The sequence below is a fragment of the Xanthomonas arboricola genome, from assembly GCF_002940665.1.
In the GTDB taxonomy this organism is placed as follows: domain Bacteria; phylum Pseudomonadota; class Gammaproteobacteria; order Xanthomonadales; family Xanthomonadaceae; genus Xanthomonas; species Xanthomonas arboricola_B.
Genome location: NZ_MIGY01000001.1, coordinates 1,038,861 through 1,051,531, shown reverse-complemented (window position 1 = coordinate 1,051,531; position 12,671 = coordinate 1,038,861). Strand labels below are relative to the sequence as shown.

The window sequence follows — 12,671 nt, the reverse complement described above, 5'->3', positions numbered from 1 at the left end:
GAGTATGGCAGGCGGACGCGAAATCAAAACCAAGATCAAGAGCGTGCAGAACACCCGCAAGGTGACGCGCGCGCTCGAAATGGTCTCGGCCTCCAAGATCCGCAAGGCGCAGGACCGTATGAAGACCTCGCGTCCGTACGCGCAGGCGATGAAGCAGGTGATCGGGCATCTGGCGCAAGCCAGCACCGACTACCAGCATCCGTTCCTGGTCGAGCGTGAGCAGGTCAAGCGGGTCGGTTACATCGTGATCTCTTCCGACCGCGGCCTGGCCGGCGGTCTGAACAACAACCTGTTCCGCAAGATGCTGGGCGAAGTGCGCCCGTGGCAGGACAAGGGCGCCGAGATCGACGTGGTGACCATCGGCCAGAAGGCCTCGGCGTTCTTCCGTCGCATCAAGGTCAACATGGTCGGTAGCGTCACCCATCTGGGCGACAGTCCGCACATCGAGCAGTTGATCGGTGTCATCAAGGTGATGCTGGATGCGTTCGTCGAGGGCAAGGTGGACCGCGTATATCTGGTCTACAACCGCTTCGTGAACACGATGACGCAGAAGGCCAGCTTCGATCAGCTGCTGCCGCTGCCGGCCGCCGAGCACAAGGTGGCGCATCACGATTGGGATTACCTGTACGAACCCGATGCCGCGACCGTGCTGGAGCACGTGATGACGCGTTACATCGAGTCGCTGGTGTACCAGGCCGTGCTGGAAAACGTGGCTTCCGAACATGCCGCGCGCATGGTGGCGATGAAGGCCGCCAGCGACAACGCCAACAAGATGATCGGCACCTTGCAACTGGTCTACAACAAGGCGCGTCAGGCGGCGATCACCCAGGAAATTTCGGAAATCGTCAGCGGCGCGGCCGCCGTATAGCCGGGAATAGGGAATGGAGAATCGGGAATGGTCGAAGCAGCAGCACTTGATCTTCCCATTCCCGACTCCCGTTTCCCTATTCCCGACACAAGAATCGAACAGACATTAGTGGAGTTATCCAAATGAGTCAGGGCAAGATCGTTCAGATCATCGGCGCGGTCGTCGACGTCGAATTCCAGCGCAATGAAGTGCCGAAGGTCTATCACGCGTTGAAGGTCGAAGGCACCGAAATCACCCTGGAAGTGCAGCAGCAGCTCGGCGATGGCGTGGTGCGCACGATTGCGCTCGGCTCCACCGACGGCCTGAAGCGCAACCTGCTGGCCACCAATACCGAACGTGCCATTTCGGTGCCGGTCGGTGCCGGGACGCTGGGCCGCATCATGGACGTGCTGGGTCGTCCGATCGACGAAGCCGGCGACGTGCAGGCGTCGGACCATTGGGAAATCCATCGCGCTGCGCCGTCGTATGAAGACCAGTCCTCCAGCACCGAACTGCTGGAAACCGGCATCAAGGTCATCGACCTGATGTGCCCGTTCGCCAAGGGCGGCAAGGTCGGCCTGTTCGGTGGCGCCGGCGTCGGCAAGACCGTCAACATGATGGAGCTGATCAACAACATCGCCAAGGCACACTCGGGTCTGTCCGTGTTCGCCGGCGTGGGCGAGCGTACCCGTGAGGGCAACGACTTCTACCACGAGATGAAAGACTCCAACGTGCTGGACAAGGTCGCGATGGTATACGGCCAGATGAACGAGCCGCCGGGCAACCGTCTGCGCGTTGCGCTGACCGGGCTGACCATGGCCGAGTACTTCCGCGACGAGAAGGACGAGAACGGCAAGGGCAAGGACGTGCTGCTGTTCGTCGACAACATCTACCGCTACACGCTGGCCGGTACCGAAGTGTCCGCACTGCTCGGCCGCATGCCGTCGGCAGTGGGCTACCAGCCTACCCTGGCCGAGGAAATGGGCGTGTTGCAGGAACGCATCACCTCGACCAAGAGCGGTTCGATCACCTCGATCCAGGCCGTGTACGTGCCTGCGGACGACCTGACCGACCCGTCGCCGGCGACCACCTTCGCCCACCTGGATTCCACCGTCACGCTGAGCCGCAACATCGCCTCGCTGGGTATCTACCCGGCGGTCGATCCGCTGGATTCCACCAGCCGCCAGATGGACCCGCTGGTGATCGGTCACGAGCACTACGACACCGCCCAGCGCGTCCAGCAGACCTTGCAGAAGTACAAGGAACTGAAGGACATCATCGCGATCCTGGGCATGGACGAGCTGAGCGAAGAAGACAAGCAGTCGGTATCGCGCGCACGCAAGATCGAGCGCTTCTTCAGCCAGCCCTTCCACGTGGCCGAAGTGTTCACCGGCTCGCCGGGCAAGTACGTCTCGCTGAAGGACACCATCCGCGGCTTCAAGGCGATCTGCGACGGCGAGTACGACCACCTGCCGGAGCAGGCGTTCTACATGGTCGGCAGCATCGAAGAAGCCGTCGAGAAAGCCAACAAGATGAGCGCCAAGGCGTAAGCGCCGGGATTTGGCATTCGGGATTCGGGATTTGGTACGGCGGTAATTGGGTGCGGAAACGAGGTGAGTGGACACAGTGAAAGCTGCGGTTGCCAATCCCGAATCCCAAATCCCCAATCCCCGCCTCACAACGCGAGGCACCATGAGCACTATCCGTTGCGACATCGTCAGCGCCGAGAAGGAAATCTTCCACGGTGAGGCGACGCTGGTCGTGGCCACCGGCGAGCTGGGTGAGCTGGGCATTGCGCCCAAGCACGCACCGCTGATCACGCGCCTGAAGCCGGGCAAGGTGGTGGTCACCACTGCCAGCGGCGAACAACTGGACTTCGCCATTTCCGGCGGCATCCTGGAAGTGCAGCCGCAGGTGGTGACCGTCCTGGTCGACACCGCAGTACGTGCGCAGGACATCGACGAAGCCGCCGTGCGCAAGGTCAAGGAAGAGGCCGAGCGTCTGCTGGCCAACCGTGGCGACACGGTGGATGTAGCCGATGCGCAGCGTCGGCTGGCCGAGGCGACCGTGCAGCTGCAGGCACTGGAACGCTTGCGTCGCAATCTCAAGCATTGAGCACGAGGGCCTGAGCCCCTGCTGGTCGCGCACGCAAACGCGAGACCGGCTACCTGCCGCACGCAGGTGTGGAGTGAAAACGCCGACCTCGTGTCGGCGTTTTCGTTTCTGGAGCTGCGCATGCGTGGCGCTGCTTCCAGGCCGGGGCGCAGCAGGCACACTGCATGCCTTACGCTGTGCCGCCGGCTGCAGGCGGTGCGGCATCTCACGCATGCATGAGGAACGCCCATGACCCGCCCGATCGATGGCTTTCGTGGTTACGCGCTGAGCGGCCTGCTGGCCCTGGCGATGCTGGGATGTGCGCCACCGGTACGCAGCCAGTCGTCGCTGGATGCGTTGCTGGATCGCATCGTGCAGCGCAACGCGATCGGCGATGCGGTGGCGCTGAGCAAGTGGGACAGCGGCAAGCCGGTACTGGACCAGACCCGCGAGGCGGCGGTGCTGCAGAGCGTGCGCGAGCAGGCGCCTGCGCATGGGCTGGATGCCGACGACGCGGCGCGCTTTTTCGCCGCGCAGATCGAGGCCAACAAGGCGGTGCAGTACGCGTTGTTGAACCCCTGGCACGAACGCGGGCGCGCGCCGGACACCGCGCGTCCGGATCTGGCGAGCCTGCGCACGCGTCTGGATCAACTGCAGGGCGAACTGCTCGACGCGCTGGCCGATGTCGCGCCGGCACGTGCAGCGCCGCAATGCCCGACCCACACCGCGCGTGCCGCCGCCCGTTACGCCGCGCAATGGCAGCTGGACGCGCTGCATCGCGCCGCACTGGTGCGCAGCCTGGGCGATTTCTGCCACTGATGCGCGCCAGGTCCAACACTGCATGGGATTAGGCGCGTTCGCTCAGCGATACACCACGTGCCGGCCCAGGAAAAACGACACGATCGCCAGGCCGCCTTCCACCAGCGGTTTGGCCAGCCAGGCCTGACGCAGGCCGACCAGATCCACCGTTGCCGACAACAGCCAGGTGCTGACGAGTGTCAGCGCCAGCCACATCAGCGCAAAGCGGCGAAAACGCGGCCAGCCCAGACGTGCGCCGCCTGCCTGGGCAAAGGTGTAGCGGCCGTTGAGCCAGAAGCCCAGCACCGCACCACTGATCCGCCCGAGCAGGTTGGCAGGGACCGCCGGCATGCCGGCCGCGGTGGCGGCGATGAAGATGCCGCAATCCACCGCCAGCTGCAGGGCACCAATGATCATGAATTGGCTGCCTTGGCGGAACAGACTCATGCAGGCCGGGTCATCGTGGAAGGGCGCTCATGCTAACGGCAGCGGCGCTTGAAAAGTGTCATCGCCGCGCATGCTGCAGGCAGGACACGACGCACTGCCGGGACAGCGACTAGAATTTGGTACTCCCACGTTCTGGAACGCTTCGATGACCCTGCCCCTGCACGTCGTGATCCTGGCCGCGGGCGAGGGCAAGCGCATGCGCTCGTCCCTGCCCAAGGTGCTGCAGCCGCTGGCGGGCCAGCCGATGCTGGCACATGTGATCGCCACGGCGCGGCAGCTGCAACCGGCGGCGATCCATATGGTGCACGGGCACGGTGGCGCGCAGGTGCAGGCGGCGTTTGCCGCGCAGGGCGATCTGCACTGGGCCGAGCAGCGTCGGCAACTGGGCACCGGGCATGCGGTGCAGCAGGCGATGGATGCGATTCCGGATGCGGCCACCGTGCTGGTGCTGTACGGCGATGTGCCGCTGATCCAGTCCCGGGACCTGCTGCAGCTGCTGCATGCCCCCGGGCGCATGGCGGTGCTGGTGGCCGATGTGCCCGATCCCACCGGTTACGGCCGCATCCTGCGCGATGCCGAAGGCAAGGTCGCCGCGATCGTCGAGCAGAAGGATGCCAACGACGAGCAGCGCCGCATCCGCACCATCAACACCGGCATCCTCACTGCCGAGTCCACCGCGCTACGCCGCTGGCTGGCCGGTCTGTCCAACGAAAATGCGCAGGGCGAGTTCTATCTCACCGACGTATTTGCCAGCGCCGCCGCCGATTTCACCCCGGCCGACATGGTGCATGTGGCCGACGCGCAGGATGTGGAAGGCGCCAACGACCCCTGGCAACTGGCGCAGCTGGAACGCGCCTGGCAGCTGCGGGCCGCCCGTGCGCTCTGCCTGCAGGGCGTGCGCATGGCCGATCCGGCGCGCGTGGAGCAGCGCGGCACCGTGACGGTGGGCAGCGACGTGCAGCTGGATATCGACGTGATCCTGGAAGGCGAGGTGACGCTGGGCGATGGCGTGGTGATCGGTCCTTTCGTGCGCTTGCGCGATGTGACGCTCGGTGCCGGCACGCAGGTCCGCGCCCATTGCGATCTGGACGGCGTGGCGACCGAAGGGGCGGTGCAGATTGGCCCGTTCGCGCGGCTGCGTCCTGGCACCGTGCTGGCCGATGGCGTGTATATCGGCAACTTCGTCGAGACCAAGAAGGTCACGATGGGCGTAGGCAGCAAGGCCAACCATCTGACCTACCTGGGCGATGCGGTGATCGGCAGCAAGGTCAACATCGGCGCCGGCACCATCACCTGCAACTACGATGGGGTAAACAAGTCGCAGACCACCATCGGCGATGGCGCCTTCGTCGGTTCCAACAGCGCACTGGTGGCACCGATCGAGATCGGCGCCATGGCCATCATCGGCGCGGGCTCGGTGATCACCCGCGATGCGCCTGCCGGGCAACTCAGCGTCACGCGTGCGCGTCAGACCGTGGTCGAAGGCTGGGAACGCCCGGTCAAGAAGTAGTGTGTCTACAGGCGTGCGGCCTGGCTGCACGTCGCTGCAGCGCGCACAGCTGCTGTAAAGCGATGCCATGCATAGGCTACGCCCGTCACGATGGGTCAGGAGGTGCACGATGCGAACGCCACGTTGCGCGTTGCTGGTGACATGGCTGCTGCTATCGGCGGCAGTGCTGCCAGCTGCGGCCCATGCGCAAACCTACCGGCTATATCTGGCGCCCGATGGCAACGATGCGGCGGCAGGTACCAGCGCAACGACCGCATTGCGGAGTCTGGCGGCCGCCCAGCAACGGCTGTTGGAGCAGCGGCCCAGCGGTGCGGTGGACGTGGTGATCGCCGCAGGCACGTATCTGCGGCAGTCGGTGCAATGGACATTCACCAACGGGGCAGCCATTCGCTTCATCGCTGCGCCCGATGCTGCCGCGCCTCCGTGGTTTGACGGACGCGGTGGCGCGACCTGGTTCATGCTGAAGGGCGGCGGCAATGCTGCCACCCGGCTGACCTTCGCCGGGTTGAAGGTCAGCAATTACTGGATGGCGATGGACCTGGGCAGCAGCAAGCGCAGCGCGGACGGCAATAGCGGCAACATCATCCGCAACATGACCTTCGAGCGGATTGGTGGGATTCATGGCAGCAGCAGCGAAGCGGCGTACTCGTTCGCGGCGATCCGCTTGCAGAACTCGCGCGACAACCGCATCGAACACAATCGCTTCGTGTCGATCGAGAACGACACCAGGACCTCGGGTTTCGTGCACGCGATCTACCTGGCGCACCACTCGTCCGGCAACCGCATCGAAGGCAATACCTTCACCGACGTCAACGGCGATGCCGTGCGCACCCGGGATGCCTCCGACAACACCTACGTGGCGACCAATCATTTCGTCAAGACCGGCAAGTACGCGGCATTTTCCGACTGGATCAAGCCCGATGGCGAATGTCCTTCGCAAGGCGGGCAGTTCGTCGACAATACCGTGGGAGCCGGTTATTACGGCGCCATCGCCGCCACCCGCACCAGCGGTGACGACGATACCTGCGGTGCGTTGAAACAACCGCGGATCGACGAGCGTGGGACGATCCGCAGCGATTGAGCGCTGCGATCGGCGAATGATCGCGAGACGATGCCGGCCACGCTGGCATGCTGGTCGAGGCAATGGCCTGGGCAGCCTGGCGACGCGTGGCAATTCAGTGGTGCTGGCGATCGTCCCGGTCGGTTCGAGGGTGGATCGCATGCCAGCGGTATCGCGATAGGAATGGCCGAGAAACGCGCGCCAGGGGCTTGCGAGCTAGCCGGCCGCCGCAGCCGGCAGCAGCAAAGTGACGCACAACCCGCCGTGCTCGCGGTTATGCAGCGAGATGCGCCCGCCGTGCGCTTCGGCGATCTCGCGGGTGAGCGCAAGCCCGAGCCCGGTGCCGTTGCGCTTGGTCGAGTAGAACGGCATCAGCGCGTTATGCAGCACGGCCTCGTTCATGCCGTTGCCGCGGTCCAGCACTTCGATCCGCAGCCATTGCGGCACGCGCGTGACGCGCACGGCGACCTCGCTGTTGGGCGGCTGCGCTTCGCTGCAGGCTTCGTGCGCGTTCTTGAGCAGGTTGAGCAGCGCCTGCTCGATCTGCGCGGCATCGATGCGGCTGGAGACATCGCTCAGTGCGCCCTGCAGCTGAAACGGAATCTGCTGCCGCAAACGCTCCAGGAACGGTGCCCATTCGATGGTCTGCAACTGCGGCTGCGGCAACTTGGCAAAGCGGGCGTAGCCGCGGATGAAGCCTTCCAGATGACGTGCGCGTTCTTCGATGGTCTCGAACACCGTGCCGAGCCGGTCGGTGCGTTCGCGACGCAGCAACTCGGCGCCGGAGTGCGCCAGCGACGCGATCGGCGCGAGCGAGTTGTTCAATTCATGGCTGATCACGCGGATGACCTTTTTCCAGGTCTGCACTTCCTGGCGCCGCAGTTCGGTAGTCAGGGTGCGAATCAGCAGCAACTCGTGACCGCGTCCGTTGAGATGGAAACTGCGGCGTGACAGGTGATAGATCTGCTCGTCGTCTTCGTCATCGCCGTCCTCGCGGACCGCAAACAGGCAATCGCCGCCGCGCGCCAGCGCATCGCGCAGTTCGCCGGGCATGCGCGCGAGCAGGTCGTCCAGGTGCTGGCCTTCGAGCTTGCGGCCGTCGTACAACAGCTTGCGTGCGGCGTTGTTGGAGAAACTGATGCGGCGCACGCCATCGCCACCGGCCACCACCAGCAGCATCGCCACTGGAGTGTTCTGCAGCATGGTGTCGAGCATCAGTTCGCGCTGCACCAGGTTGCGCCGTTGCGCGCGCAGCACCTCGCCCAGTTCCGCATGCGCCTGCACCAGTTGCGCCAGTTCGTCGCTACCGCGCCAGTACACGCCGAAGTTGTATTCGCCATCGCGGTAGCTGCTGGTGGTGCCGGCCAGGGCGCGGAACAGCGAGCGCATCGGCGCGGTGGCGCGGCTGAGGCTGAACCACATCGCCGACAGCACCACCACCACCGACACTGCGGCCACTTGCCAGCCGCGGTCCATCCAGTACGCCATGAACCAGGGCAGCGCGGCGGCCAGCGCCAGCACCGGCAACAGCCGCAAAAACAGCGAGAACGTGAAGGAGCGTTGCCACATGTCGGGGATCATTCCGAAGTGATGCCGTAGCGGTCCATGCGCCGATACAGCGCCTGCCGGCTCAGCCCCAACTCGGCGGCAGCCTGGGCGATGACGCCCTGCGCGCGCGCCAGTGCCTGCTCGATACGGGCGCGATCCGGTTCGCCGCTTGCCGGCGCGGCCGGGCGCGACGCGGCTGGCCGCGGCAGGTTCAGATCGCCGGCCTCGATGCGCACACCTTGCGCGAGCAGCGACGCGCGTTGCAGCACATTGCGCAGCTCGCGCACGTTGCCGGGCCAGGCGTGCCGCTGCAAGGCATCGCGGGCCTGGGTGGACAACGGTTTTTCGCCTACCAGGAAGTGCTCGGCCAACGGCCCGATATCGCCGGGGCGTTCGGCCAGGGCGAGCAGCGCGATTTCCACGGTGTTGAGGCGGTAGTACAGATCCTCGCGGAAGCTGCCATCGCGGATCATGGCCTGCAGGTCGGCATTGGTGGCGCTGATCACGCGCACCTTGGCGTGCCGTTCGCGGTTGGAGCCCAGGCGTTCGTAGCGGCCGGTTTCCAGCACGCGCAGCAGCTTCATCTGCCCGGCCAACGGCAGGTTGCCGATTTCGTCCAGAAACAGCGTGCCGCCATCGGCAGCTTCGAACTTGCCTTCGCGCGCCTTGTTGGCGCCGGTATAGGCGCCGGCTTCGGCGCCGAACAGTTCGGCTTCAATCAGGTCGCCCGGTAATGCGCCGCAATTGAGCGCAATGAAGGGGCCGTGTTTGGCGGGAGAGTTGGCCTGGATGATCTCGGCGATCTTTTCCTTGCCGCTGCCGTTGGGGCCGGTGATCAGCACCGGCAGGTCCGAGCGTGCGACCTGGCAGGCAAGCGCGATCGCGCGCTCGCTGGCCGGGTCGGCGAACACCGCGCCGCGCAGATCGTAGCGTTGGGTCAGCTGTTCGCGACCGCGCCGCTCGCGCTCGCGCCGACGTTCCAGTTCGCGGCGCGCTTCGGACAGTTCCAGCAGGTTGTTGACCGTGGTCAGCAGCTTGGTGTCGTCCCAGGGCTTGGCGATGTAGTCGGCCGCACCGGCCTTGACCAGGCCAACCGCGCTGCCCAGGTGGGTCCAGGCGGTGAGCAGGATCACCGGCAGGTCCGGGTGGCGCTGACGGATCTGGGTGAACAAGGCTTCGCCTTCCTCGCCGGAGGTAGTGTCGGCGGTGAAGTTCATGTCCTGGATCACCAGATCGAACCCCTGCTCGTCCAGCAGCGCCAACCCGGCCTGCGGCGAGTGCGCATGCCGCGCCTCGATATCGTGCAGCGAGAACAGCACCTCCAGCGCAGTGGCTACAGCAGTGTTGTCGTCGATGATCAGAATCTGCGGCATCGCATTGCTCGGTGGAAGGCGCGGGAGGGAACGACTATCAGAACAGGATTCGACGCGTGGCGGAACTGTGCCGGCAAAGGAGAGTGCATGCGCCTGACAATCTCCTGCCAGACGGGGCAGATTCCGGCAATGTGGGGATCGTCCGAGCAGTGCAATGAGGTTGGCAGCAGGTTGCGTCGATGCCGACCTCAAGCGCAGGTCCGGGCGCAGCGCCAGATATCAGGCGGCCAGGAATCCGCGCCGCAGGCGCCTTGGTTAAGGCGATCGTGGCGCAATCAGCGTTTCACAAACGACCGATGTCCTCGTTAATTTCAGCGTGCTGCGATCGTGCAGGATCTGCGCAACATCGCTGTGTGCTGCACGTCGGCGGGTCGACAGCGACCGCTGACGTGCAGCATGCGCATCACGCGCTGCGCGTGGCCACCGCCGGTGGTACCAGCGCGGCGCGCCGTGCGGGCCAGTACACGGCGATCTGGCCCAGCGCCCAGAGCAGCAGTGCGCCGATCGGCAGATACAGCACCGGCAGGCGCGGCAACTCGTAGCGGGCCATCAACCAGACATTGATCGAGTACGCCAGCAACATGCCGAGCACGATGCCGACCGAGGCCAGCAGAAAATTCTCGATCTGGAAGTAGCGCAGGATCTGGCCGCGCGTTGCGCCCAGGGCGCGACGAATGCCGATCTGTTTGGTGCGTTGCTGCACCCAGAAGCTGGCGAGGCCAACGATGCCCAGCGCGGTGACGATCAGCAGCGCGATACAGACTGCACCAAGTAACCAGACCATCGCCCGGTCGTTCTGGAAGTATTCGTCGCGGATCTCGCTGTAGGTCTGCTGCTTCAGCACCAGTCGGCCGTTGTCCAACTTCATCAATGCGGCGACTGCGGACTGCAACACCTCTGCGCGACGCGCTTGGTCGGTGACACGGATGATGTACTGGCCTGAGGTGTAATCGATGCGTATGGGCAGCAACATCGAGTAGTTGCTTTGATTGACGCCATTGAAATTGTTGTTGTTCGGGCGTGCCAGTGTCTGCACGATGCCGATGATGTGTAATGCCGTTTCACCCGCGTAAATTGTCTTGCCCAACGCATTGCGGTTCGGGAACAGCTTGTCGGCCATGGGCTGCGCGATGATCACCGAGATCCCTCGGCTGTCGAGAAATCTGTCGTTGTTCGCTTGCTCCATATCAATGAATTCGCTTGCAGCGAAATCCCTGCCGGCTACCAGTTGCAGGCCAAGCGTGCCCACGGTGCTTTCGCCCGACATGAATTGTGCGGCATTGAGCGTCTGGCGCTCCTGCTCCCTGGTCAGGGAGATGCCGCTATTCCATGAGTAATGGACGAAGGGCACCTGGTTGATGACGATCGCGCCACGGACACCGGGCAGGCTTCGCAGCGCAGCCAGGTCCTCGCGCGTACGTGCTTGCGCATTGACCTGGGTACCGATGCCCCCCAGTTGGACGCTGACCAGTTCCGACTCAGCGATGCCACTGGACTGTTGCAGCGTTTCAATGCGGTTGCCGATCAGAAACATGGCATTGCAGATGATCGCGCAGGCCAGTGCGATCTCGAGCACGATCAATGCGGCTGCGGTCTTGTGACGGCGCAACGTGGAAATGATGGGGCGGATGTCCATGGGCGGTACCTTCGATAAGAGGCCGTGCCCGCCGCAGCGCGGCGGGTGTGGGAGTCAGGATGCTTTGAGCTGCAGTGCGGGCGCGACCTGGATGGCGCGCCAGGACGGCAGCAAGCCGGCCAATAGACTGGCAACCAGCGCCAGTGCGAAGGTGAGCAACAGCATCTTTGGATCCAGATGCGCAAGCTTGGCGTAGTCGACAGGTTGTTGGCGCACCACCCACAAGCCCAACCATGCCAGCCCAAGCCCTGCAATGCCGCCGGCAAGTCCGACGGTTCCGGCTTCGACCAGGCACTGCGCAAAGATGGCACCGCGTGAGGCGCCCAGGGCACGACGCACACCGATCTCTCCACTGCGGCGCAGGAACTTGGCGAGCAACAGACCCACGGTATTGAGCAGGCACACCAGCAGGAAGCCCATCGCCAGCCACAGCTGCAGGCGAACGTCGCCAGGAACCACTTCCTTGTAGTCCAGCCACTCCATCACGTTACGCAGACGCGTATTGTTCGGACGTTCGAAACGCCCTGCAGCGCGCTGCTGATCGGAGTAGTTATCCAGGTAGGCTTTGTAGTCGCCAGCCTGCGCTGGGCTATCGAGCTCCACCCAGTACTGCATCCAGGTGCAGGGCGCATTGAGCGCGGTTTGATCACTGCTGGCGCTCTTGCCGTAGCAATTCGTGCCGCCGTAATGGTCCATTTTCAGATCTATCGCCACGGAAAACGGCAGATACGCCTGTTCGTTCGAGCCGTAGCTATCGCTGAGATCGTAAAAGCGCGGATTGGCTTTCCAGTGAGCAAGAACGCCAACGATGCGGAAGGTGTTCTTGTCCATGCGCAGGTCGCGGCCAACGCTATTGCTGCCGTCGAACAGCTTGTCGTTGAGTTCCTGGGTGATCACCGCAACGCGTTCGTGCGCCTCGTCACTACTGGCCGACCAGCCTTGGCCATACAGGAAAGGCGTTTCGAACATCGGGAAGAAATCTGCCGACGTGAAGCGTACTTCGGATTTGAAGGCGGTCATGCCATTCTTGCTGGGCTCGATCGCCACTCTTCCGCCGGTCATCAGCGCCTGGCGTTTTGCACGCTTTTCACGCAGCAGCGCTTCGGCATCGAAGCGAGTGACCTGGTCGCCAGGCTCTTCTCCCGGCTGGTATCCGGCCTTGGGGTATGGATCCACCAGGACGCTAAACAAGCGGTCGCTCTTCTGCGGGATCGGATCGCCGGACAGCACATAGAACACCGTCAGCGTGGTCATGCTGGCGCCGATGCCGAGCGCGATGGCCAGCACCATCAGCGCGGTGAGTACCTTGTTGCGGCGGAAGCTGCGTAAGGCAAGATTGAAGTAATAGCCGAACATGG

General features: G+C 64.2%; 11 protein-coding genes. 6 read left to right on the top strand and 5 right to left on the bottom strand.

Going from position 1 to position 12,671, the window contains the following annotated elements:
• Positions 1-4: 4 nt before the first annotated feature.
• The 4 genes from atpG (at position 5) to XarjCFBP7645_RS04460 (ending at position 3,760) form a co-directional block, all read left to right on the top strand.
• Positions 5-868 (top strand): F0F1 ATP synthase subunit gamma, encoded by an 864-nt coding sequence (atpG, locus tag XarjCFBP7645_RS04475; protein WP_104536370.1) that lies wholly within the window; start codon positions 5-7, stop codon positions 866-868.
• A 122-nt stretch (positions 869-990) separates the two neighbouring features.
• Entirely contained in the window at positions 991-2,397 is a 1,407-nt protein-coding gene (gene atpD / locus XarjCFBP7645_RS04470) for a F0F1 ATP synthase subunit beta (protein ID WP_046963369.1), read from the top strand.
• A 142-nt stretch (positions 2,398-2,539) separates the two neighbouring features.
• Positions 2,540-2,962 (top strand): F0F1 ATP synthase subunit epsilon, encoded by a 423-nt coding sequence (locus XarjCFBP7645_RS04465; RefSeq protein WP_024938404.1) that lies wholly within the window; start codon positions 2,540-2,542, stop codon positions 2,960-2,962.
• A gap of 228 nt (positions 2,963-3,190) precedes the next feature.
• The gene (locus tag XarjCFBP7645_RS04460) at positions 3,191-3,760 is read left to right on the top strand and encodes a chorismate mutase (protein WP_104536369.1); all 570 of its coding nucleotides are present in this window, start codon (positions 3,191-3,193) and stop codon (positions 3,758-3,760) included.
• A 42-nt stretch (positions 3,761-3,802) separates the two neighbouring features.
• Here the strand turns inward: XarjCFBP7645_RS04460 and XarjCFBP7645_RS04455 are convergent, their stop codons facing one another.
• Entirely contained in the window at positions 3,803-4,186 is a 384-nt protein-coding gene (locus tag XarjCFBP7645_RS04455; RefSeq protein ID WP_104536368.1) for a GtrA family protein, read from the bottom strand.
• A 145-nt stretch (positions 4,187-4,331) separates the two neighbouring features.
• Here XarjCFBP7645_RS04455 and glmU point away from each other — a divergent pair, with 145 nt between their 5' ends.
• On the top strand, positions 4,332-5,696 hold the full coding sequence (gene glmU, locus XarjCFBP7645_RS04450) for a bifunctional UDP-N-acetylglucosamine diphosphorylase/glucosamine-1-phosphate N-acetyltransferase GlmU (RefSeq protein WP_104536367.1): 1,365 nt from the start codon (positions 4,332-4,334) through the stop codon (positions 5,694-5,696).
• 109 nt (positions 5,697-5,805) lie between these two features.
• Complete coding sequence (locus XarjCFBP7645_RS04445) at positions 5,806-6,777, top strand: NosD domain-containing protein (RefSeq protein ID WP_104536366.1); 972 nt, start codon at positions 5,806-5,808, stop codon at positions 6,775-6,777.
• A gap of 195 nt (positions 6,778-6,972) precedes the next feature.
• Here XarjCFBP7645_RS04445 and XarjCFBP7645_RS04440 read toward each other — a convergent pair whose 3' ends face one another.
• From XarjCFBP7645_RS04440 to XarjCFBP7645_RS04425, 4 genes are all read right to left on the bottom strand, one after another.
• Entirely contained in the window at positions 6,973-8,325 is a 1,353-nt protein-coding gene (locus tag XarjCFBP7645_RS04440) for a sensor histidine kinase (RefSeq protein ID WP_104536745.1), read from the bottom strand.
• An 8-nt stretch (positions 8,326-8,333) separates the two neighbouring features.
• Entirely contained in the window at positions 8,334-9,677 is a 1,344-nt protein-coding gene (locus tag XarjCFBP7645_RS04435; protein WP_104536365.1) for a sigma-54-dependent transcriptional regulator, read from the bottom strand.
• A gap of 403 nt (positions 9,678-10,080) precedes the next feature.
• Positions 10,081-11,313, bottom strand: coding sequence for an ABC transporter permease (locus XarjCFBP7645_RS04430; RefSeq protein ID WP_104536364.1), 1,233 nt, complete (start codon positions 11,311-11,313; stop codon positions 10,081-10,083).
• Between the two features lie 54 nt (positions 11,314-11,367).
• Positions 11,368-12,669 (bottom strand): ABC transporter permease, encoded by a 1,302-nt coding sequence (locus tag XarjCFBP7645_RS04425; RefSeq protein WP_104536363.1) that lies wholly within the window; start codon positions 12,667-12,669, stop codon positions 11,368-11,370.
• Positions 12,670-12,671 lie beyond the last annotated feature (2 nt).

Coding starts and splice junctions, on each gene's coding strand:
- atpG (WP_104536370.1), top strand. CDS start 5: ATGGCAGGCGGACGCGAAATCAAAACCAAGATCAAGAGCGTGCAGAAC.
- atpD (WP_046963369.1), top strand. CDS start 991: ATGAGTCAGGGCAAGATCGTTCAGATCATCGGCGCGGTCGTCGACGTC.
- XarjCFBP7645_RS04465 (WP_024938404.1), top strand. CDS start 2,540: ATGAGCACTATCCGTTGCGACATCGTCAGCGCCGAGAAGGAAATCTTC.
- XarjCFBP7645_RS04460 (WP_104536369.1), top strand. CDS start 3,191: ATGACCCGCCCGATCGATGGCTTTCGTGGTTACGCGCTGAGCGGCCTG.
- XarjCFBP7645_RS04455 (WP_104536368.1), bottom strand. CDS start 4,186: ATGAGTCTGTTCCGCCAAGGCAGCCAATTCATGATCATTGGTGCCCTG.
- glmU (WP_104536367.1), top strand. CDS start 4,332: ATGACCCTGCCCCTGCACGTCGTGATCCTGGCCGCGGGCGAGGGCAAG.
- XarjCFBP7645_RS04445 (WP_104536366.1), top strand. CDS start 5,806: ATGCGAACGCCACGTTGCGCGTTGCTGGTGACATGGCTGCTGCTATCG.
- XarjCFBP7645_RS04440 (WP_104536745.1), bottom strand. CDS start 8,325: ATGTGGCAACGCTCCTTCACGTTCTCGCTGTTTTTGCGGCTGTTGCCG.
- XarjCFBP7645_RS04435 (WP_104536365.1), bottom strand. CDS start 9,677: ATGCCGCAGATTCTGATCATCGACGACAACACTGCTGTAGCCACTGCG.
- XarjCFBP7645_RS04430 (WP_104536364.1), bottom strand. CDS start 11,313: ATGGACATCCGCCCCATCATTTCCACGTTGCGCCGTCACAAGACCGCA.
- XarjCFBP7645_RS04425 (WP_104536363.1), bottom strand. CDS start 12,669: ATGTTCGGCTATTACTTCAATCTTGCCTTACGCAGCTTCCGCCGCAAC.